This is a genomic window from Achromobacter sp. GW823-FHT04E03, assembly GCF_058796095.1.
Genome location: NZ_JBXAIJ010000003.1, coordinates 683134 through 703411 on the forward strand (window position 1 = coordinate 683134; position 20278 = coordinate 703411).

Genomic DNA, 20278 nt, shown 5'->3' on the forward strand with positions numbered 1-20278 from the left:
GTCCGGTTCAGCGGGCGCCGCCGCGGCGGCTGTCCATGGATTTCAGGGCCGTCTCCACGGCCTGCGCGTCCGCCAGCGCGGCGCGCTCCAGCACCTTGGAGACCACGGGCGAGGAATTGGCGCCCGTGACGTGCACGATCTCGTGGTCCAGCCAGTCGAACAGCCTCGACTGCGCCTCGCTCGCGACCCGCGAGCCGATCGAGGTGCCGCGGGTAGTCTGCTCCACGATCATCAGCGCCTGCGTACGCATGACGCCGGCCGCGATGGTGTCCCAATCGATGCCCAGCGGATCCAGCGTGCGCAGGTCTATCACCTGGGCATCGATGCCCGTGCGCTCCGCCGCCTGGCAGCAGACCTCGACCATGACGCCATAGGTCAGGATGGTGCAGCGCGTGCCCTCACGCGCCACCCGAGCCCGACCGATGGGCACGATGTAGTCCCAGTCCTCGGCCGGCACCTTGCCCACCGTCTTGAACAGGTCGTTGTATTCCACCATCAGGACCGGATCGTCGCAGCGCAGCGCGGCATTGAGCAGGCCGATGTAATCGTAGGGACGCGACGGCGCCAGGATGCGCCACCCTGGATACTGGGCAAACAGGCCACTGGCGTCCATGGAATGCTGCGAACCGTAGCCGGTGCCCGCCGTGACCCGGCTGCGCACCAGCACCGGCACCGCGAACTTGCCGCCGAACATGTGGCGCACCTTGGCGATCTGGTTGAACAGCTGATCCGCCGCCACCAGCGCGAAGTCGGGGTACATGATCTCCACCACCGGCCGCATGCCGTTCAACGCCGCGCCCAGCGCCAGGCCGGTGAAGCCGTTCTCGCAGATGGGCGTGCCGATGAGGCGTTCCGGAAAATGGTCGCCGATGTCCTTGGTAGCGCCAGCCGTGCCGCCTTTCAGGCGATGCACATCCTCCCCCAGGATGAAGATGCCGTCGTCGCGCTGCATGTTCAGCAGCATGGCGCGCGAAATCACGTCCTGGAACTTGGCGTCCGCCAGACTCGCTGGCGTCTGCTCCTCCAGCTCGATGGCGCGCTGACCCGCGAGTTCGCCCAGGTTGCCGCGGATGCCGCTGTCCACGCTGGCCGGGTCCGGCCACAGTTCGGGCCGGATGCGTTGCGCCGCCTCGTCGCCGTAGTGCTCCAGCAGCCGCCCTAGCGCGCCGTCTATCAGTTCTTCCGCGCGGCGCTCCAGGCGGGCGATGCCGGCATCGTCGATCAGACCCAGCGACTTCAGCTGCTCGGGAAACGTCGAAATGGGATCGCGCGCGCCCCAGGCTTCTTCCTCGCCCTTGTCGCGGTAGCGGAAGGCGCTGCCCTTCAGCGCGCCCGACTGGTGCAGGTAGCGGTAGGTCTGCGCCTCCAGCAGCACCGGCCCGCCGTCGCGGCGGATGATGGCCCGGGCTTCCTGCATGGCCAGGCGCGCAGCGACCACGTCCATGCCGTCGAACTCTATCGCCGGCACGCCCAGGGACAGGCCGCGCGCCGACAAGCGGGTTTCGCGGGTCTGTTCCGACACGTGGGTGGACACGGCGTACAGGTTGTTTTCCACGAAGAAAATGGTGGGCGTGTTGTAGAGCGCCGCAAGGTTCATGGCCTCGTAGGCCGCCCCGCTCTGCATGGCGCCGTCGCCGAAGAAGGCCACCGACACATGGTCGCGGCCGCGCAGCTTGTCGGCAAAGGCGTAACCCACCGCATGCGACGGATTGCCGCCCACGATGGCGTTGGACCCATAGATGCCGGCCTCGGGATAGCGCAGGTGCATGGAACCGCCACGGCCGCCGCAATAGCCAGGCGTCAGGCCCAGGATCTCGGCATAGGTCCGGTAGACCACCTCACGGTGCGAATCCAGCGTTTCCGAGTCCAACGGCGAATAGTCCGCCGGTGTGGCGTGGTTCAGCGCCTTGGCAAGAAACTGGTGGTGCATGCGGTGGGTGCCGTTGATCTTGTCGGCCGACTCCAGCGCCGACATGGCGCCCACGGCGGCGCCGTCCTGGCCGATGCTGGAATGCGCCGGACCATGCAGGATGCCGGCCACGCTGAGCTTCAGCAGCTTCTCTTCGAAGCGCCGGATCAGTATCAACTGCTCCAGCATGCGGACCATCTCGCGCGGCGCGATGGCCCCCGCATCCGCGGCGGTGGCGGTAAGCCGCCACCACGGCGTGTCGGTGTGCAGGGCGGCAAGCCGCGAGGGTTTCGCGGCAGGCGCCGCGCCTTCATTGATGTGCTTCATCTACGCTTCCCTTCAGTGAGCCGCGGCCAGGGCGGCATCCAGCGGTTCGGTTTCCTGCGCCCGCAGCAGCTTCCAGATGTGCGTGCGCAGGTGCACGAATGCCTCCATGTCCATCACGTCCTCGATCCGCTCCATGCTGTCCCAGTCCTCGCGCTTGCGCACGTCGGCCACGTTGATGATTTCCTTGATCTGTCCCGGGCGGCCGGTCAGCACCACCACGCGGTCGGACAGATACACCGCTTCTTCCACGCTGTGGGTGATGAACAGCACGGTGCGCGGATTGAGGCGGGACAACTTGACCAGTTCTTCCTGCATGACCACGCGGGTCTGGGCGTCCAGCGCGCCGAAGGGCTCGTCCATCAGCAGCACGTCGGGATCCAGCGCGTAGCTGCGGGCGATGGCCACGCGCTGCTGCATCCCGCCGGACAGCTGGTGCGGATAGGCCTGCTCGTAGCCCGCCAGGCCCATCAGTTCGATGTAGCGCGCCACGGTCCGCGCCCGCGCCTCGCGCGAGGCGCCCTTGCACTTCAAGCCGAAGCCGATGTTCTCGGTCACGGTCTTCCAGGGAAACAGCGCAAACTGCTGGAACACGACGGCGCGGTCCGGTCCCGGTTCCTCGACTTCCTTGCCACCCACCCGCACGCTGCCGGCCGAGGGAAACTCCAGGCCGGCTGCCATGCGCATCAGCGTGGTCTTGCCGCAGCCAGACGGTCCGACGATGGAAACGAACTCCCTCTCGCCCACCTCGAAACTCACGTCGTCCAGGGCCAGGAAGCTTTCCCCGCCCCGGCTGAAAGTGCGCTGCACCCGCTCGAAAGTAATCTGACTCATGCTTGCGTTCCTTTGTTGAGAGCCGCGGCCGCCGGCTTACCTGGCGACGTCGGAGACGAAGGCCCTGAGCTTGGGATCGTCCTGGATCATCTGCAGATACTTGCCCGTGACCATGGTCTTGGGATCAGGGATCTTCTTGACCACGCCCACGGACACCATGAATTCCCCCACGCTGTTCCACCACTCCACGATCTCCGAGGACCCGCCGGGGCCCGGCGCGAACAGCTTGGCCTGCTCCGCCAGGTCGAAAGCCGGACGGTCGCGCAATTCCTGCGCCAGGTACTTGTCGGGGAACTTCACGCCCACGCTGCCGAAAAAGGCTTTCAGATACGCCTTGGCCTCCTCGGGATGCGCGCGCTGCCAGGCCACCGCGCGCAGGTAAACCGCCAGGAAGCGGGCGACCTTGTCGGGATGCTTCCTGGCGAAGGCCGGCGTCGTGAACAGGTAGCTGTGGATAGGCATTTTCAGCTCGGCGCCAGTACAGATCACCTTTGCGCCTATGGCCTCTTCCAGGATGTAGGTGTTGGGCGCCCACACCGAGGAAATGTCGTACTTGCCGCTCATTACCGCGGCATTGATGTCGGGCGGCGACAGGTTCACGAAGCGGTAGTCGTCGGGCTTGAGGCCGAACTTCTGTGACAGGCATTGCGCCGCGCCCCACTGACCCGTGGAGTTGCTGGTGACTGGAATGGTCTTGCCCTTGAGCAGCGCCGGGTTCTTGAGGTACTCATCCGCCCGGTCCTTGGTGGCCATCAGCGTGATGATGGCGGCCTCGCCGTCGGCGATGCCTATGGTCTGCAGGCCGTACTTCGACGCGCCCAGCAGCGACGGAATATTGCCCGCCCCGCCCACGTCCCATGAACCAGACGCGCCCGCCGCGATTTCGACCGCGCCGGAAGCAAAGGTCGAGATCTCAGGCTTCAGTCCCACCTCCTTCCACCACCCCTTCTCGCTGGCGATGTACCACTCCAGCGCCCACCGCTGTGGCTGCTGCCCGATGCGGATGGTGAACAGTTCCTCGCCCGCCGGCGCGGCCTGGGCCGTCGCCTGTCCGGGTCCCCCCAGCCAGCACCCGATCACGAGCGCTGCCAAGGCCTTGAGGCCTTTGTAGTGTTTCATCTGTCTCTCTCCAGTATGAAATGACGCTGCCTGCACTGCCTGCCTGTACTCCCTCCTTTTTTCCCGGGTCAGCGCGACCAGTCGCGCTGCACCCTGCGCTGCAAGGCGCGCATGCCGTAGTCGATGCCCGCGCCTATCAGGCCGATGGTGATCATTCCGCTGATCACGATGGCGGGTTCCAGATTGCTGCCGCCCTGCACGATCATGTAGCCCAGCCCGGTCGAACCCACGATCAGTTCCGCGCCGATCAAGGACTGCCAGCCGAACCCCGCGCCGACGCGGATGCCAGCGACGATGTGCGCCAATGCGGCCGGCAGCAGAATTTCCGTCAACGTCGCCCAGCGCCCAGCCCCCAGCATCTGGCCGGCCTCGATCAAGGCGCGGTCGATCTGCCTGGCGCCGCGATAGGCGTTCAGTACACAGGGCGCGAAGGCGCCGGCGAATATCACCAGGGTGGGCGACAGGAAGCCCGTGCCGAACCAGAAGATCGCGAACGGCACCCAGGCGATTGGGGGAATGAAGCGGAAGGCTTCGAACACCGGCGTCACCGCCCAATCCAGCGCCTTGAAACGCCCCATGAACAAGCCCAGCGGGACACCAAGCAGGACCGCGATGGAGAAGCTGATCAGGAATTTCTCCAGGCTGGCCAGCAGATGCATCTGCAGCACCGAGCCCGCATAGGGTTCGCGCGTGTGCTCGGCCATGCTGCGCAGCACCGTCAGCGGTCCAGGCAGGAAGGCCGGCGATACCAGGCCCAGCCCGGACAGCAATGCCCAGCCGCCGAACAAGGTGGCGATGCCCAGCGCCGGCATCAGCCAGCGTTCGAGCACGCGGCGCGACACGAGGGCGTGCGCGCGCGACGGGCCGGCGCGGTTCAGGCTTTCCATGGCATCACCTTGCGTTCGACCTGCGCCAGCAGGGCCGACATCAGCATGCCCATGCCGGCCACGGCGGCCATGGCCACCACGATCATTCCCGAGTTCAGGTCGCGGGTGGCGATGATCAGCACGTGGCCCAGGCCGACGAAGGAGCCGACCAGCTCGGCCGCCACCAGCACCATCCAGCAAGCCTGCAACGAGGTCCTCAGGCCCGTGAAGATGGCGGGCAACGCGCCTGGAACGATGACGTCCAGCAGCATCAGGCGGCCCGCCGCGCCATTGACCCGCGCCGCCTGGAGCAGCGTGTCGTCGATGTTGCGCACGCCGGTGTAGGTATTGATCACGGTCGGCGCGAAAGCTGCCAGCCAGATGACGAAGACCTTGGCGCTGGTGCCCAGCCCGAACCACAGGATGGTCAGCGGAATCCAGGCGATGGGCGCAATGGGACGGACGATCTGGAACACCGGATTGACGTAGGCCTCGACCAGCCGGTTCTGCCCCATCAGGATCCCTAGCGGCACGCCCGTCAGCGCCGCCGCTGCAAACCCGTACAGCACCAGTCCGGTGCTGGCCACGATGTGCTGCCACAGCGTGCCGTCGGCATAGCCGTCCCCTGCGATCTCCAGTAGTGCGTCCCAGGCATCGCTGGGCGACGGCAGCTGCACCGGACTCAACAATTCCAAAGGGCCGGTGGCCAGGTACCAGGCCAGGAGCAGCGCCGCGACCGACGCGCCGCTGACCAGCCAGCGCAGGGACAGGCGTCGACGCACCGGCGCGGGTGGAGGGGCGGGAGGCCTGGCGACGGTCATCGCGGCACTCCGATCGAGCAGGGCCATAGCGGCCGGTACGCCCCCGACGACGGGCGGGGAAAGAGGATGGCGGGCCATGTCAATGCGTCCTCAGCACGATCTTTGCCGACGCCGCGCGTCCGCCATCGAGGTCAGAGAAAGCCCGCGCGCCCGCGCCCAGTTCGCGCTCCTCGATCCAGGACAGGTCGCCGAAGACGCCGCGATGCAGCGCGTCCACCGTGGCGCGCAGATCCGCGCTGGTGTAGGTATAGGCGCCGATGAGGGTGATCTCCTCCAGCGTCAGCCGCCGCATGTCGATCTCGCTGGCCCAGTCCTGCAGGCCGATGTGCAGCATGACGCCGCCCGGCTGCACCGCGGCCAGCGCCGCGGCGCGCGTGAGCTTGCTGCCTACCGCGTCCACCACCAGTTCATATGCGCCCGGTTCGGGTGCCGCCTCGCGCGGATCGAAGGCCGTGCAGCCCGCGTGCTGCTGCGCCGAAGCGCGCCGCAAGGGATTGGTCTCCGCCAAGCTGACGCGGCAGCCCTGGCTGCGCAGCAGCAGCGCCGTCAGGAGGCCTATGGCGCCGCCGCCCACGACCAGCGCGCGGGCTTCGGCCAATGGCCGGAACAACGCCCGCTGCGCCAGCGCCACGCCGTGCAAGGCCGTGGCCGCGGGTTCGGTCAGCGCGGCCGCGGCGGCCGGCATGTCCTGCGGCACGGATATCAGGCAGCGTTCGGGTATGGCCATGAACTCGGCGAAGGCGCCGGGACGCGTCATGCCCACCATGCCGCGGTTGCGGCAGAGATTGTTGCGGCCCTGCACGCAGAAATCGCACTGGCCGCAGTGGATCAGCGGATTGCCGGTGACCCGCTGGCCGGCGCGGCTGCCGCCCACCAGCGTGCCGACGAACTCGTGGCCCAGGATCAGCGGCGGATTGCGGCGGGGATCATGCCCATGGTAGGCATGCATGTCCGAGCCGCAGATGCCCACGGCCTCGATGCGCAGCAGCGCATCGCCGTCCGCTGGCGCGGGATCGGGCTCATCGCGGAAGGTCAGCTGGCCGGGCGCGGTGTAGACAAGGGCTTTCATGGCGAGGCTCCATGGAGATGCCGGTCAGCGGGCCGAAAAGCCGCCGTCTATGAACAGGGTCTGCCCGGTTATGTAGGCCGACGCCTCGCTCGCCAGGAACACTGCCGCGCCGTGCAGGTCTTCCAGCCGGCCATTGCGGCCGATCATGGTGCTGCCCGCCAGGGCCTGCACGCGGGCCGGGTCGCTCATCACGGGCGCGGTCAGCGGCGTCTCGAAGAAGCCCGGCGCGATCGCGTTGCAGGTGACTCCGTGGCGCGACCAGTACTCGGCGATGGCTCGGGTCAGCTGCATCAGGCCGCCCTTGGACGCGCCATAGGGCGCGCTGTCGGGAAAGGCGCGCACGCACTGCAGCGAGGTAATGTTGATGATGCGGCCCCAGCCGCGTTCGCGCATGGCCGGCGCCAGCGCGCGGGTCAACAGGAACGGTGCGGTCAGGTTGATCGCCAGCGAGCGGTCCCAATCATCGTCAGCCGTGTCCTCGAAGGACTTGCGCACATTGATGCCCGAGGCATTGACCAGGATGTCGGGCGCGCCGAAAGGTTGCGCCGCGCGGTCGGCAAAGTCGCGCAACGCATCGCGGTCGGCCAGATCGCAGGGCAACGCGCGCGCACGCAGGCCTTGCGCTTCGAATTCGCTGGCGGCGCAAGCCAGCTCGTGCTCGCGCCGCGCCACCAGCACCACGCTGGCGCCGGCCCGCGCCAGCGCCAGGCCAATGGCCCGGCCTATGCCGGAACTGCCGCCGCTTACCAGCGCGACGCGGCCGTCGAGGTCGAACAGGCGGGACATGTCATTCTGCATGATGGCTTTACTCCCGCACGGGTTCGCCCAGTTCGAAGGACTCTTTGGGGAAGTACTTGGCCAGGCGGTCGTCAGCCGTGCGCGCATGCGCTTCCATGCCTTCCAGGCGCGAGATCCGCGCCGTCACCTGGGCGGTGTCACGGCTGGCCTGGCGCGTCATGCGCTGCCAGGTGACGGTCTTGATGAACTTGTGCACGGACAGGCCGCCCGAATAGCGCGCCGCGCCCTTGGTGGGCAGGATGTGGTTGGTGCCGCTGGCCTTGTCGCCGAACGCCACCGTGGTTTCCTCGCCCAGAAACAGCGAGCCATAGCAGGTCAGATGCCGGAACCACCAGTCCAGGTCTTCGCAATGGACCTCCAGGTGTTCGCTGGCGTAGCGGTCCGAGACCTCGACCGCCTCTTCGCGCGTATCGCACAGCACCACCTCGCCGTAGTCGCGCCAGGCGGCGCCGGCCGCGTCCCTTGCGGTGGGCGGCAGGGCCGCGATCAGTTCGGGCACTTGCTTGAGCACCGCTTCGGCCAGCTTGCGGTCGGTGGCGATCAGCCAGGCCGGCGACTCGTGGCCATGCTCGGCCTGCCCGACCAGATCCGAGGCGACGATAGCCGGATCCGCCGACGCGTCGGCGATGATGCAGACCTCCGAAGGCCCGGCGAACACGTCGATGCCCACGCTGCCGAAGAGCATGCGCTTGGCTTCCGCCACGAACTTGTTGCCCGGCCCGACGATGATATCGGCCGGTTTGCCGGTGAACAGGCCATAGGCCATGGCGGCGATCGCCTGCACGCCCCCCAGCGTCATCACGGCATCCACGCCCGCCACCTGCATGGCATACAGCACTTGCGGATGTATGCCCTCGCCGCGGTACGGCGTGGAGCAGGCGATGACCATGGGCACGCCGGCCGCCTTGGCGGTGGCAATACTCATGTAGGCCGAGGCGATGTGCGCGTAGCGCCCGGTGGGCACATAGCAGCCCGCCACGTTGACCGGTATCAGGCGCTGGCCTGCGACCAGACCCGGCGCGAGTTCCAGCTCGAACTCGCGCACCGAGGCCATCTGGGCCTGCGCGAACTTGCGCACCTGGCCGGCGGCGAACTCGATGTCGCGCTTGATGCCGTCGGGAATGGACGCGGTGCGCCGTTCCATCTCGGTGGCGCCGACCAGGATGTCCCCCTCCCATTTATCCAGCCGCCGGGCGTAGTCGCGCACCGCGGCCTCGCCGCCCGACTTGATGTTCGCCAGCATCTCGGCGGCGACCTCGCGCGCGGCGGCCTCGTTGGCCTGGGGCTGCCTGGACGCGGACTTGAGCTTGCTTACTGCCATGGTATGGCCTCGCGGAAGAATGGATGAAGCTCAGTTGGTCTTGTTGGCGAAAGTCTTGAGCGCCGGGGTCTGGTCGACGCGCTTCATGTAGTCGTCCGTGATGTAGGCCTTGGGGTCCGGCACCTCGGTGAGCGTGCCCACGCTCTTCAGGTAGCCCGACAGCGCCTCGTAGGCGTTGTCCAGCGTGGACTTGCCGCCAGTGCGCGACATCAGCTTGAGCTGCTCGTCGAGCGTGAAGATCGGCCGTTCCAGCTCCTGTCCCAGGTAACCGTCGTTGAGCTTGATGCCGTTGGCCTGGAACAGCTTGCGCAGGTAGCCCACGGCTTCCGCCTTGTTGTTCTTCTCGAAGCTGACGGCCCGCAAGTACACCGCCAGGAACTTGGCGACCGCGTCCGGATTCTGCTGGGCGAATTCACCGCGGGCCACCAGCGCGCCAGGAATCATCACGCCCGCGTCCTTGCCGCTGCACACGACTTCCGCGCCGATCTGTTCGTTGAGCGTATAGAAATTGGGCGCCCAGGTGCCGGCCAGCATGCCGTTGCCGCCGGTGTAGGCGGACACCAGCTGCGCCGGGGCCAGCGTCACCACGCTGACATCGCTGCGCTGCATGCCCCATTTCTTCAGGCAGGCCATGGTGGCGTATTCGCCCGTCGAGTTCGGACTGAGGAGGATCTGTTTGCCCTTCACTTCCTTGGCCGCGTTGCTGCGCACGGCGGCGGCGTTTTCCTTGCGCGCCATCACGCCGTTGGCGGTCGACTCGTCATTAGTGACGCCGAGGGTCACGATGCCATAGCGCTGCGCGCCCAGCACCGCGGGCGGCGACCCCGTTCCGCCCACGTCCCAGGACTTGGATGCGGCGCCGGCAATCTGCTGCGCCCCCGCCGGATACACCACGAACTCCGGCTTCAGGCCGGCTTCCGCCCACCAGTTCTTTTCCGTGGCGATGTAGATCGGCAGCGCCCAATAGGCAATCTGGTAGCTGACCTTGATGGGAGTCGGCGTCTGGGCCGACACGGACGGGCTCAACAACAAGGCGCCCAGCGGCGCCAGGCACAGCCCCAGGATGCGGGGGATTCTCGACATGCTTAGTCTCCGATAGTGGATTCCGGTCTGCATGCGCGAGCTGCCGCGACATTCCCCGGATAGCAGGCCCGAATCTGCGTCCGGGCTCGTTTTTTGAAAGCGCATACAAAGAATAAGCGCGGAAGAATCTCGTTCAACCCCGAGAAAACCCTAGAGATAGACCATCGCGTTTCAATAACTGTATATTCACACCATCAAATTTCTGAAAGCGCTTTCAAAACATGAAGCGAAAGTCGGCTCCCCTATCCGGGGACACCCTGAAGTCCATCGCCGCCGCCGGCGGCATCTCGTCGGCAACCTTGTCGCGGGTGTTGAACCACCCGGAAAAAGTGCGGCCCGACCTGCGCGCGCGCGCCATGGCCCTGCTGGCCGAGGCTGGCTACGTGCCGCACGGCGCAGCCCGTTCGCTCGCTTCCCGCAAGACCCGGACCATGGGCGCCATCATCCCCACGGTGGACAGTGCCCTGTTCGCCAAGCTGGTCGACGGCATGCAGCAAGCGATCCACGAACACGGCTATCAGCTGCTGCTGGCCAGCACCAACTACAGCCCCGCGCGCGAAGCGGGTGAAGTGCGCGCGCTGATCGAGCGCGGCGTGGACGCCATGATGCTGGTCGGGCGTAGCCGCGACCCGGAACTCTACGAACTGCTGCACTCCAAGGGCATCCCCTTCGTCACCACCTGCCATTACGACGCCGCCGATTCCTGGCCCATGGTGGGCTGGGACAACGCCGCGGCTGCGCAGCGCATCGCCGACTACCTGCTGGACATCGGCCACCGCCGACTTGGCGTGATCGCCGGCATCTCCAAGGACAACGACCGCGCCGCCGACCGCGTCGCCGGCTTCACGCGCGCCCTGACGCGCCGCGGCATCGAACTGCCGCCGCAATACGTCATCGAAAAGCCCTACACCGTGCCCGAAGCCCGCCGCGCCATGGCCACCCTGCTGCGCCTGCCCGAGCCGCCCACCGCGGTCATGTGCGGCAATGACATCCTGGCCTATGGGGCGCTGCAGGAATGCCTGTGGCAAAACCTGCGCGTGCCCGAGCAGATTTCGATCACGGGCTTCGACAATATCGAAATGGCGGCCCATTGCCGGCCCGGCATCACCACCCTGAACGTGCCGGCCTTCGAGCTGGGCCAGCGCGCCGCCCAGATCCTGCTGGCCGCCGATGCCGACACGCCGCCCGAAAACGTCTGCATCGAACTGGAATTGATCGTCCGCGACACCACCGCGCCGCCGCGCAGCAGCACCAGTGCGCGGCTAGGCCGCTGACCACAACGGAGCAAGCCCCATGGAACACATCGAATCACCCCGCATTGCATTCCTGGGCCTGGGCGTCATGGGGAGCGCGATGCTGCGCAACCTGGCCGCGCAAGGGTATGCAGTATCAGGCTACGACGTCGTTCCCGCAGCCATGGAGCGCCTGGCCGACACCGGCTTCCGGCGGGCCGCCACGCCACTGGACGCCGCCCGCGGCTGCGACGTGGCGATCACCATGCTGCCCACCTCGACCCACGTCCGCGACGCCTTGTTCGGCGCCGATGGCGCGGCGGCGGGCTTGAATCCGGGCGCCCTGGTCATTGAAATGAGCACGGGCGACGCGGTCGAGACGGACCGCATCGCCGCCGATCTCGCAGCCCTGGGCCTGCGTTGCATGGATGCCCCCGTGGGGCGCACGCCGCGCGAGGCGGCGCAGGGCAAGGCCTTGATCATGGCCGGCGGCGCGCAGGCCGACTTCGACCAGGCCGCGCCCATCTTCGCCGCCATGGCCAACGAGATCGTGCACGTGGGCCCTTTCGGTTCGGGCATCCGGCTCAAGCTGGTCAACAACTACATGTCCATGGTCGGCATGGTGCTGACGGGCGAAGCGCTGATGTTCGCCGCCAAGCTCGGGCTGGACCGCGCCACTGTCGTCAAGGTGCTGTCCAACACCACTGCGGGGCGTGGACAGCTCCTGACCAATTTTCCCGGCAAGGTGCTGGCGGGCGACATCAGCCCCGACTTCCCCATGCGCATGGGCTACAAGGACATCAACCTGGCCATGAACCTGGCCGCCTCGGTGGGTGCGCCGCTGGGCCTGGGCGGCTACGCCCGCGAGATGTTCGCGCTGGCCAAATCATGGGGACGGCAGGAGCAGGATTGCACCGCCATGCTGCTGCTGCTCGAGGACGTGGCCCATCTGGACCGCCAGGCGACGGGGTCCGGCCATGAGTGAGCACATCGCAACCCTGCCCGCGCGGCGGCCGCGCGCATCGCGCCGCCGAATCACCGTGGGCGTGGCGGCCGTCGCCATCGCCTTTGCCGCCTGGTGGATCGTGTCGGCGCTGGGCCTGGTCAATGGCGCGCGCTTTCCCACCCCGCTCACCACCTGGCAGGCCGCGGTGCAGCTCTCGCGCGATTCCGGCTATGCCGGCGGCACGCTGTTCCAGCACATCGGCCACAGCCTGCGCCTGGTATTCCTGGGATTCCTGGTCGCGATCGGCACCGGCGTGCCGCTAGGGCTGCTGATGGGATTCAGCAAGCGCATCGACGCGCTGGTCGGGCCGGTGTTCTCGCTGCTGCGCCCGATTCCGCCACTGGCCTGGATCCCGCTGGCCATCCTGTGGCTGGGCCTGGGGGATCCGGCGAAGATCTTCCTGATCTGGGTGTCCTCGTTCACACCTGCCGTCATCAACACCTACGCAGGCGTGCGCAACATCGACCCCACGCTGATCGAGGCCGCGCGCGTGCACGGCGCGGGCAATCCCGTCCGCATGCTGCGCGAGGTCCTGATACCCGGCTCCATGCCCATGATCTTCACCGGCCTGCGGCTGTCGCTGCAGACCGCGTGGATGACGCTGGTGGCAGCCGAACTCATCGGCGCCTTCATCGGCCTGGGCAAGGTGCTGGACACCGCGGCGCTGGACATCCGGCCCGGCATGATCCTGTACGCAATGGTCTGGGTGGGCCTGTTGGGCGCGGTGATGACACGCGGACTGGAATGGATCGAAAAGAGGGCCTTGCCATGGCTACGCTGACACGCGCCTCGGGCGACCCGCCCGCCTTCACCTTCGGCTTGTCCTGCCTGGGGCTGGCCGGCTTCTTCCTGGCCTGGCATCTGCTGAGCGTGGCGGGCGTGTTCCCGCCCAACTACCTGCCCGGCCCGCTGACCGTGCTGCAGACCATCGCGCAGTACAGCAGCGAACCCTATTCCGGCGCCACGCTCTGGACGCACCTGGGCGCCAGCCTCTACCGCTTCGCCTGCGGCTTCCTGCTGGCCGCGGCGGTAGGCATACCGCTGGGCCTGCTGATGGGCTGGTACCGCTGGCTGGACGACGTGGTCAGTCCGTTCTTCGATGCGTTGCGCTTCGTGGCGCCCATCGCCTGGGTGCCGTTCGCCGGCCTGTGGTTCGGCACCGGCATCGGCGGACCCACCCTGATCATCTTCGCCGGCGCCTTTCCGCCCTGCCTGATCAGCGCCTACCGCGGCGCCAAGTTCGTCGACACGCGACTGCTGGAAGCCTCGCGCACGCTGGGCGCCAGCGGCCCGCGCATCGTGGCCGAAGTGCTGCTGCCGGCGTCCCTGCCTTCCATCCTGGCCGGCCTGCGCGTCAGCGCCGGCATCGGCTGGCAATCGCTGGTGGGCGCGGAACTGATCGTGGTGGGCAACGGCATCGGCTACATGATGGTCCAGGGGCAGCTCAACGTCGCCACCAATATCGTCATGGCCGGCATGATCGCCATCGGCATCGTCGGCATCTGCATCGACGTTGCGCTGCGCATGTTTGAACAGCGCCTGAAGGCGCGCTGGGGACGTTGATGGACCACGCAACGCCAGACTCAACCTTGTCGGTCATTGTCACAGGCGGCGCAAGCGGCATCGGCGCGGCGGTATGCAGGCGGGTGATCGAAGCGGGCGGCTCCGCGGCCATCCTTGACCTCAACCAGGAAGCCGCGCATACGCTGGCGCGGGAACTGGGGCCGCGCGCGGTGGCCGCCCCGGGCGACGTGCTGGACGAGGCCGGACTGCGGGCCACTCAGGAACGGCTTGCCGCCCTCCTACCCGCGGTCAACGGACTGGTGAACTGCGCCGGTATCGCCCAGGTTCCAACCGCCATCGAAGACTATCCGGTGGAGGCCTGGGCCCGTGTGGTGGATTCCCACCTGAAAGGCACCTATATCGCCTGCCGCGTATTCGGCAGCGCGATGGCCGAACGCGGGCGCGGGGCGGTCGTCAACGTGGCGTCCGTGCTGTCGTTCCGCCCCGGCCCGGTACTGGCCTATGGCCCGGCCAAGGCCGCCGTGGTCAACCTGACCGAAGCCCTCGCGGTGCATTGGGCGCGCCGCGGCTTGCGGGTCAACGCCATCGCGCCCGGCTGGACCGACACGCCCTTCCTGAAACCCAAGGAACGGCAGGGGGAACGTGACATGACGCCGATCCTGAACGCCACGCCGCTGGGCCGCCTGATGCAGCCGCGCGAGATCGCGGAAGTGGTGTTCTTCCTGCTGTCGCCGGCGGCCTCGGTCATCACTGGCGCCACCATCCCCTGCGACGGCGGCGTCATCGCAGGATCTGGATGGGCGCCCTACGGGGGCTTTCCGCAAGCTGGCTAAGCGCGGGGCGTGGCCTCCAGCACCGCCGCGCGGAACTCCTGCATCAGCGGCGACCAGGTGGCGCCGTGCCGCGTAACCAGCGCCATGCTGCGCCGCAGAGGCCGGCCCAGCGCCACCGGCAGTTCCGCAATGCCTGGACCCAGCGCACTATGCGGCATCAGCGCCAGCAGGTCCGAGGCCGCCAACAACGCCAGCGCGCCCCCGGAAAAATGCTGCACCTCCAGCGCCGCCGCAGGTTGCGGCAGGCCCGCCTCGGCATAGCGGGCCTCCAGCGCCTGGCGCGCCACCGACCCCTGCATGGGCAGGATCCAGCGTTGGCCTGCCAGGTCGCGCAACGCCAGCTTGCGCCGCGACGCCAGCGGATGCTTGCGGCTGGCGGCCACGCACAGGCCGTCCTCGCGTATCGATTCCTGATGCAGCGAGCCCGGCACGTCGGCATAGATCGGTGTCACCGCAAGGTCCAGCCTGCCGCCCGCGACCTGCTCGTTGAGATCGTCCGACTGGCCTTGCGTCAGCTGCACCCGCAGCGCGGGCCGGCGCGGCAGCAGGCGGCGCAGCGCCGGCATCACCACGCTGTCCACGGTAGCGCCGGTCGCGCCGATACGCAGCAGCCCGGCCTCGCCCAGGCGCAGCTCCATCGCATTGCGCACGGCGTCGCGGTACTCCGCCCAGAGCCGCTGCGCATGCTCGCGGAACGCCAGGCCCGCCGAGGTCAGGCGCAGCCCGCGGCCGCCGCGGTCCAGCAACGCCAGCCCGGTATCGGCTTCCAGCCGTTGCAGGGACTTGGACAGCGCCGGCTGGCTGACGCCGCAGGCGGCCGCGGCGCGGTCCAGGTTGCCGTGTTCCACCACGGCCAGGAAGTACTCGATGTCGCGCAGGGACAGATTCATAATCGTTGGTTATGCATAGACTCAGCTTCAGGAATATTAAGCCAGGCCTGCGCTCCTAGAATCCCTGGATAAACCCGCAGACAGGAGACGCAGCGCGTGGACAAGAAGCCCAATATCGTATTGATCGTGGCCGACAACCTGGGATGGGGCGAATTGGGCTGCTACGGCGGCGGCGCGCTGCGCGGCGCGCCCACCCCCAACATCGACCGGCTGGCCTCGGAAGGACTGCTGCTGCAGAACTTCAACGTGGAAAGCGACTGCGTGCCCACGCGCTCCGCGCTGATGAGCGGGCGCCATCCCATCCGCACCGGTTGCCTGCAATCCGTCCCTCCCGGCCTGCCACAAGGCCTGGCGCGCGATGAAATCACGCTGGCCCAGCAATTGTCCGGCCAGGGCTACGCCACGGCGCATTACGGCAAGTGGCACCTGGGCGACATCCCCGGCCGCTATCCGTCCGATCGCGGCTTCGACGAGTGGTATGGCATCCCGCGCACCACGGACGAAAGCCAGTTCACCTCGTCCATCGGCTTCGATCCCTCGGTCGCCGACATCCCGCACATCATGCAGGGCCAGGCCGGCTCGCCTTCGGAAAACGTCAAGGTCTACGATCTGGAGACCCGCCGCGGCATCGACGCCGAACTGGTCGACCGGTCCATCGGCTTCATGCGCAAGCATGCAGAGGCCAGCCGCCCCTTCTTCCTGTACCTGCCGCTGGTGCACCTGCACTTTCCCACCCTGCCGCACCCGGACTTCGCGGGGCGCACCGGCGCCGGCGACTTCGCCGACTCCATGGTGGAAATGGACCACCGCGTCGGCCAGATCGTGCAGGCGGTGGATGAACTGAAGCTGCGCGACGACACCGTGTTCATCTTCTGCAGCGACAATGGCCCGGAATTCCGCAAGCCCTACCGCGGCACCGCCGGTCCCTGGACCGGCACCTACCACACGGCCATGGAAGGCAGCCTGCGCGTGCCCTTCATGATCCGCTGGCCGGGCAAGGTCCAACCCGGCCAGGTCTCCAACGAGATCGTGCACGTCACCGACCTGTACACCACGCTGTCGCGCATCGGCGGCGCGTCCATGCCGCAGGACCGTCCCATCGACGGCATAGACCAGACCGACTTCTTCACCGGCGCCAGCCCGACCTCGCTGCGCGAGGGCTTCCTGTTCTACATCAAGAACGACCTGCGCGCGGTCAAATGGCGCGACTGGAAGCTGCATTTCTACTGGGAACCCAAGGTCAACGAAGGCAAGGGAAAACTGGAGTCGCCGTACCTCTTCAACCTGAAGCAGGACCCCAAGGAAGAAAGCGACATCCTCATCTTCAATACCTGGGTGCTGGGGCCCATCCTGAAAATGGTGCAGTCCTTCAATCAGTCCTGCGCCGCGCATCCGAATACGCCGCCCGGCAAGCCGGATCCGAGCTGAGACGCGCGGCGGCCTGAGCAAAAAAACACAAAGGGGAAATCATGAAATTCGCTATCCGCTGCTGCGCGCTGCTGCTGGGCGCCGCGCTGACCGCCACCGCCGGCGCGGCAGACGCCAAGCTGGAATGGCCCGGCAAGCAGATCACCTGGGTGATCGGCTTCGTTCCGGGCGGCACCGCCGACGTGCTGACCCGCATCGCCGCGCAGGAACTGGCGCGGCGCAGCGGCTTGAACGTTATCGTGGAAAACCGCCCCGGCGCGGCGGGCGCGATCGCCCTGCAGCTGGTGGCGCGCAGCAAGGCCAGCGACGGCTATCTGCTGACCGTGCCCGGCCCGCTGATCTACCCCACGCCCCAGCCCGAGATCGGCCGCGAACTGGCGCCCGTCATCCTGATGGCCCAAGGCCCCATGGTCATTGTCGGTCCCGCCAAGGACGCCCGGGCATCCCTGCAGGACGTGCTGGCCGATGCCCGACAGCGGCCCGAAGCCTGGAGCTACGGCAGCTCGGGCAACGGCACATCGCAAAACCTGGCGGGCGAACTGCTCAACCAATATGCCGGCACCCGCATCGTGCATGTGCCCTACAAGGGCGGCGGCCAGGCGGTGGCCGACGTGGCCGGCGGCCAGATCCCCCTGGCGATCCTGGGTTCGGCACCGGTCATGCCGCAGATCAAGGCCGGCACGCTGAAGGCCTACGCCGTCACCACGCCCTACCGCCTGGACAGCCTGCCCGACGTCCCCACGGTGGAAGAGTCCGGCTTCAAGGGCTACGCCGCCACCCAGTGGTTCTCGGTCGCGGCCAGCAAGGACATCCCGGCCGCGCAGCTCGATCAGGTCAACGCCGCGCTGCGCGCCGCCGTCGCCACGCCCGAATTCAAGGCCGCCCTGGAAAACGCCGGCATGATCGCCGGCGGCGGCTCGCGAGAGGAATTGCAGTCATTCATCCAGGCGGACAGCGCCAAGTGGCAGAAGCTGATCGATAGCGGGGCGGTGAAGCTGGCGAATTGAGGACCTTCCCTCAACTCATATACACGCCGCCATTGATGGCGTAGTTGGCTCCCGTCACGAACGCCGCCTCATCCGACGCCAGCCACGCGCACAACCCCGCCAGATCCTTGGCAGTACCCAGCCGGCCCACCGGCACGCTTTCGACGATACGGTCCAGTAGCGCCGGCGGGAACGCCTTCACGGTGTCGTCGGCAATGAAGCCCGGCGAGGCCAGGTTGACGGTGACGCCGCGGGCCGCGACTTCCTGGGCCAGCGAACGGGTGAAGCCGATCACGGCGCCCTTGGCGGTGGCGTAGTTGATCTGGCCGATCTGGCCCTTCTCCGCGGCCACGGAGCCGATGTTGATGATGCGGCCCCAGCCGCGATCCGCCATGCTGTCGACCACCTGCTTGGTGGTGTTGAACAGCGTGTCCAGATTGCTGCGCAGCACCGCCGACCAGTCCGCCTGGCTCATCTGGCGAAAGCGCATGTCCAGCATGGCGCCGGCATTGTTCACCAGCACGTCGATCTCGCCGACCTCGCGCCGCACCTTGGCGAAGGCCGCCTCGGTCGAGGCCCAATCCGTGGCGTCGCCCTCTGAGGCGACGAAGTCGTAGCCCAGGGATTTCTGTTCCTTCAGCCAGTGGTCCTTGCGCGAGGAGCGCGGCCCGCAGCCTGCCACCACGCGGTGTCCCGCGTTGTGCAGCGCCTGGCAGATCGCGGTGCCCGTGTGGCCCATTCCGCTGGTGACGTAAGCAATGCGCAAAGCCATGTACTTCCCCTTTTGAAAAGACGGTATCGCGCCGCCGCTCAGCCGATCTGGCCGACCAGCGGGAACAGGCCGAACGCCAGCGCCGCGGCCAGCATCACCAGGCAGACCATCGTGGCCCACTTGAGCGAATAGCGCTGGTGGTCGCCGAAGTCCACGCCGGCCAGGCCGACCAGCAGGTAGGTCGAAGGCACCAGCGGGCTCAGCAGGTGCACGGGCTGGCCGATCAGCGAGGCGCGCGCCATCTCGACCGGCGAAATGCCGTAGCCCTGGGCCGCTTCGCTCAGGATGGGGAGCACGCCGAAGTAGAAGGCGTCGTTGGACATGAAGAAGGTGAAGGGCAGGCTCACCAGGGCGGTAATGCCGGCCAGGTACGGGCCCATGGCGTCCGGAATCACCGCCAGCAGGCTGCGCGACATCGCCTCGACCATGCCCGTGCCCGACAGGATGCCGGTGAAGATCCCGGCCGCGAAGATCAGCGACACCACCGACAGCACATTGCCCGCGTGCTGCGCGACGCGGCGGCGCTGCTCGGCCAGGTCCGGATAGTTGATGACCAGCGCGATCGCGAAGGCGATCATGAACAGCACCGGCAGCGGCAGCACGCCCATCACCAGGCTCACCATCAGGGCCAGCGTCAGTCCGGCGTTCACCCACAGCAGCTTGGGGCGGCGCAGGTCCTGGTCGACCTCGATCTCGGGCAGGTTCTTGGGACCGTCCTCGTCATAGCCGGCGTGCAGCGAAGCGCCGTCCGGCAGCGACAGCACGCCCAGGCGGCGGCGTTCACGCAGGCCCAGGCAGAACGCCAGGATCAGGATGGCGACAATGGCCACGCCCATTACCGGCACCAGCGGCACGAAGATGTCGCCCGCGTCCACGTGCAAGGCGCTTGCGGCGCGCGCCGTCGGGCCGCCCCAGGGCGTCAGGTTCATGACGCCGCTGGCCAGCATCGCCAGACAGGTCATGGACAGCGCGTTCATCTTCAGGCGGCGATACAGCGGCAGCATCGACGCCACCACGATCATGTAGGTGGTCGAACCGTCGCCGTCCAGCGAAATCACCAGCGCCAGCACGGTCGTGCCCACCACGATCTTCAGCGGATCGCCCTTCACCGCGCGCAGGATGCGGCCCACGATGGGATCGAACAGGCCGGCGTCGATCATGACCCCGAAATACAGGATGGCGAACATCAGCATCACGCCGGTAGGCGCGATCTTGCGGATGCCGTCCAGCATCATCTTGTCGATGCCCGAGCCGAATCCGCCCAGCAGGGCGAAAATAATGGGGACAAGGATCAGCGCCACCAGCGGCGACAGGCGCTTGGTCATGATCAGCGTCATGAACGTGATCACCATGCCGAAGCCAAGCAGGGTCAGAAGCATGAGGGTTATCTCCGACTAGTCGTTGTTATGCGTAAACGCGCCTCCGGCTGGGGATGCGCGACCGCAAGACTAGAAATAAAAGCT

Annotated in this window: 19 protein-coding genes; 7 read left to right on the forward strand and 12 right to left on the reverse strand. The window is 67.4% G+C overall.

All coding sequences use genetic code 11. The features are described 5' to 3' along the window. Positions 1-7: 7 nt before the first annotated feature. From AC1RHV_RS22710 to AC1RHV_RS22750, 9 genes are all read right to left on the reverse strand, one after another. A complete protein-coding gene (locus AC1RHV_RS22710) occupies positions 8-2236 on the reverse strand; it encodes an alpha-ketoacid dehydrogenase subunit alpha/beta (RefSeq protein WP_492302033.1) in 2229 nt (742 codons plus the stop codon). A 12-nt stretch (positions 2237-2248) separates the two neighbouring features. Beyond that, on the reverse strand, positions 2249-3067 hold the full coding sequence (locus AC1RHV_RS22715) for an ABC transporter ATP-binding protein (RefSeq protein WP_054450398.1): 819 nt from the start codon (positions 3065-3067) through the stop codon (positions 2249-2251). 36 nt (positions 3068-3103) lie between these two features. Further along, positions 3104-4186 (reverse strand): ABC transporter substrate-binding protein, encoded by a 1083-nt coding sequence (locus AC1RHV_RS22720; RefSeq protein ID WP_492302034.1) that lies wholly within the window; start codon positions 4184-4186, stop codon positions 3104-3106. A gap of 68 nt (positions 4187-4254) precedes the next feature. After that, a complete protein-coding gene (locus tag AC1RHV_RS22725) occupies positions 4255-5073 on the reverse strand; it encodes an ABC transporter permease (RefSeq protein ID WP_054450394.1) in 819 nt (272 codons plus the stop codon). Then, positions 5061-5873 carry an ABC transporter permease gene (locus AC1RHV_RS22730; RefSeq protein ID WP_054450393.1) on the reverse strand — a complete coding sequence of 271 codons (813 nt, stop codon included), beginning with the start codon at positions 5871-5873 and terminating at the stop codon, positions 5061-5063. The genes AC1RHV_RS22725 and AC1RHV_RS22730 overlap by 13 nt, the downstream gene beginning before the upstream one ends. Before the next feature lie 79 nt (positions 5874-5952). Further along, positions 5953-6942 carry an alcohol dehydrogenase catalytic domain-containing protein gene (locus tag AC1RHV_RS22735; protein WP_492302037.1) on the reverse strand — a complete coding sequence of 330 codons (990 nt, stop codon included), beginning with the start codon at positions 6940-6942 and terminating at the stop codon, positions 5953-5955. A gap of 24 nt (positions 6943-6966) precedes the next feature. Further along, on the reverse strand, positions 6967-7728 hold the full coding sequence (locus tag AC1RHV_RS22740) for an SDR family NAD(P)-dependent oxidoreductase (protein ID WP_254593310.1): 762 nt from the start codon (positions 7726-7728) through the stop codon (positions 6967-6969). Between the two features lie 19 nt (positions 7729-7747). Continuing rightward, positions 7748-9061 (reverse strand): sulfopropanediol 3-dehydrogenase, encoded by a 1314-nt coding sequence (gene hpsN / locus AC1RHV_RS22745; protein WP_054450388.1) that lies wholly within the window; start codon positions 9059-9061, stop codon positions 7748-7750. Positions 9062-9091: 30 nt separating this feature from the next. After that, complete coding sequence (locus AC1RHV_RS22750; protein WP_492302039.1) at positions 9092-10144, reverse strand: ABC transporter substrate-binding protein; 1053 nt, start codon at positions 10142-10144, stop codon at positions 9092-9094. A gap of 221 nt (positions 10145-10365) precedes the next feature. Between AC1RHV_RS22750 and AC1RHV_RS22755 the strand changes: the two genes are divergently transcribed. The 5 genes from AC1RHV_RS22755 to AC1RHV_RS22775 are packed head-to-tail and all read left to right on the forward strand — an operon-like array spanning position 10366 to position 14739. Continuing rightward, the gene (locus AC1RHV_RS22755; RefSeq protein WP_054450386.1) at positions 10366-11418 is read left to right on the forward strand and encodes a LacI family DNA-binding transcriptional regulator; all 1053 of its coding nucleotides are present in this window, start codon (positions 10366-10368) and stop codon (positions 11416-11418) included. A 19-nt stretch (positions 11419-11437) separates the two neighbouring features. Continuing rightward, positions 11438-12361: an NAD(P)-dependent oxidoreductase gene (locus tag AC1RHV_RS22760; protein ID WP_054450385.1), complete on the forward strand. Its 924-nt coding sequence runs from the start codon at positions 11438-11440 to the stop codon at positions 12359-12361. After that, complete coding sequence (locus AC1RHV_RS22765; protein ID WP_054450384.1) at positions 12354-13163, forward strand: ABC transporter permease; 810 nt, start codon at positions 12354-12356, stop codon at positions 13161-13163. The genes AC1RHV_RS22760 and AC1RHV_RS22765 overlap by 8 nt, the downstream gene beginning before the upstream one ends. Beyond that, positions 13151-13945 carry an ABC transporter permease gene (locus AC1RHV_RS22770; RefSeq protein WP_054450381.1) on the forward strand — a complete coding sequence of 265 codons (795 nt, stop codon included), beginning with the start codon at positions 13151-13153 and terminating at the stop codon, positions 13943-13945. The genes AC1RHV_RS22765 and AC1RHV_RS22770 overlap by 13 nt, the downstream gene beginning before the upstream one ends. Then, on the forward strand, positions 13945-14739 hold the full coding sequence (locus AC1RHV_RS22775; RefSeq protein WP_492302042.1) for an SDR family NAD(P)-dependent oxidoreductase: 795 nt from the start codon (positions 13945-13947) through the stop codon (positions 14737-14739). The genes AC1RHV_RS22770 and AC1RHV_RS22775 overlap by 1 nt, the downstream gene beginning before the upstream one ends. Here the strand turns inward: AC1RHV_RS22775 and AC1RHV_RS22780 are convergent. Beyond that, positions 14736-15629 (reverse strand): LysR family transcriptional regulator, encoded by an 894-nt coding sequence (locus AC1RHV_RS22780; protein ID WP_492302044.1) that lies wholly within the window; start codon positions 15627-15629, stop codon positions 14736-14738. The genes AC1RHV_RS22775 and AC1RHV_RS22780 overlap by 4 nt on opposite strands. Before the next feature lie 96 nt (positions 15630-15725). Here AC1RHV_RS22780 and AC1RHV_RS22785 point away from each other — a divergent pair, with 96 nt between their 5' ends. Together AC1RHV_RS22785 and AC1RHV_RS22790 are read left to right on the forward strand one after the other, a co-directional pair. Next, a complete protein-coding gene (locus AC1RHV_RS22785; protein ID WP_492302045.1) occupies positions 15726-17057 on the forward strand; it encodes an arylsulfatase in 1332 nt (443 codons plus the stop codon). Positions 17058-17098: 41 nt separating this feature from the next. Continuing rightward, positions 17099-18064, forward strand: coding sequence for a tripartite tricarboxylate transporter substrate binding protein (locus tag AC1RHV_RS22790; RefSeq protein WP_460360272.1), 966 nt, complete (start codon positions 17099-17101; stop codon positions 18062-18064). Between the two features lie 10 nt (positions 18065-18074). Here AC1RHV_RS22790 and AC1RHV_RS22795 read toward each other — a convergent pair whose 3' ends face one another. Together AC1RHV_RS22795 and AC1RHV_RS22800 are read right to left on the reverse strand one after the other, a co-directional pair. Continuing rightward, on the reverse strand, positions 18075-18815 hold the full coding sequence (locus tag AC1RHV_RS22795; RefSeq protein WP_054450373.1) for an SDR family oxidoreductase: 741 nt from the start codon (positions 18813-18815) through the stop codon (positions 18075-18077). A 38-nt stretch (positions 18816-18853) separates the two neighbouring features. Further along, complete coding sequence (locus AC1RHV_RS22800; protein ID WP_054450371.1) at positions 18854-20194, reverse strand: CitMHS family transporter; 1341 nt, start codon at positions 20192-20194, stop codon at positions 18854-18856. Positions 20195-20278 lie beyond the last annotated feature (84 nt).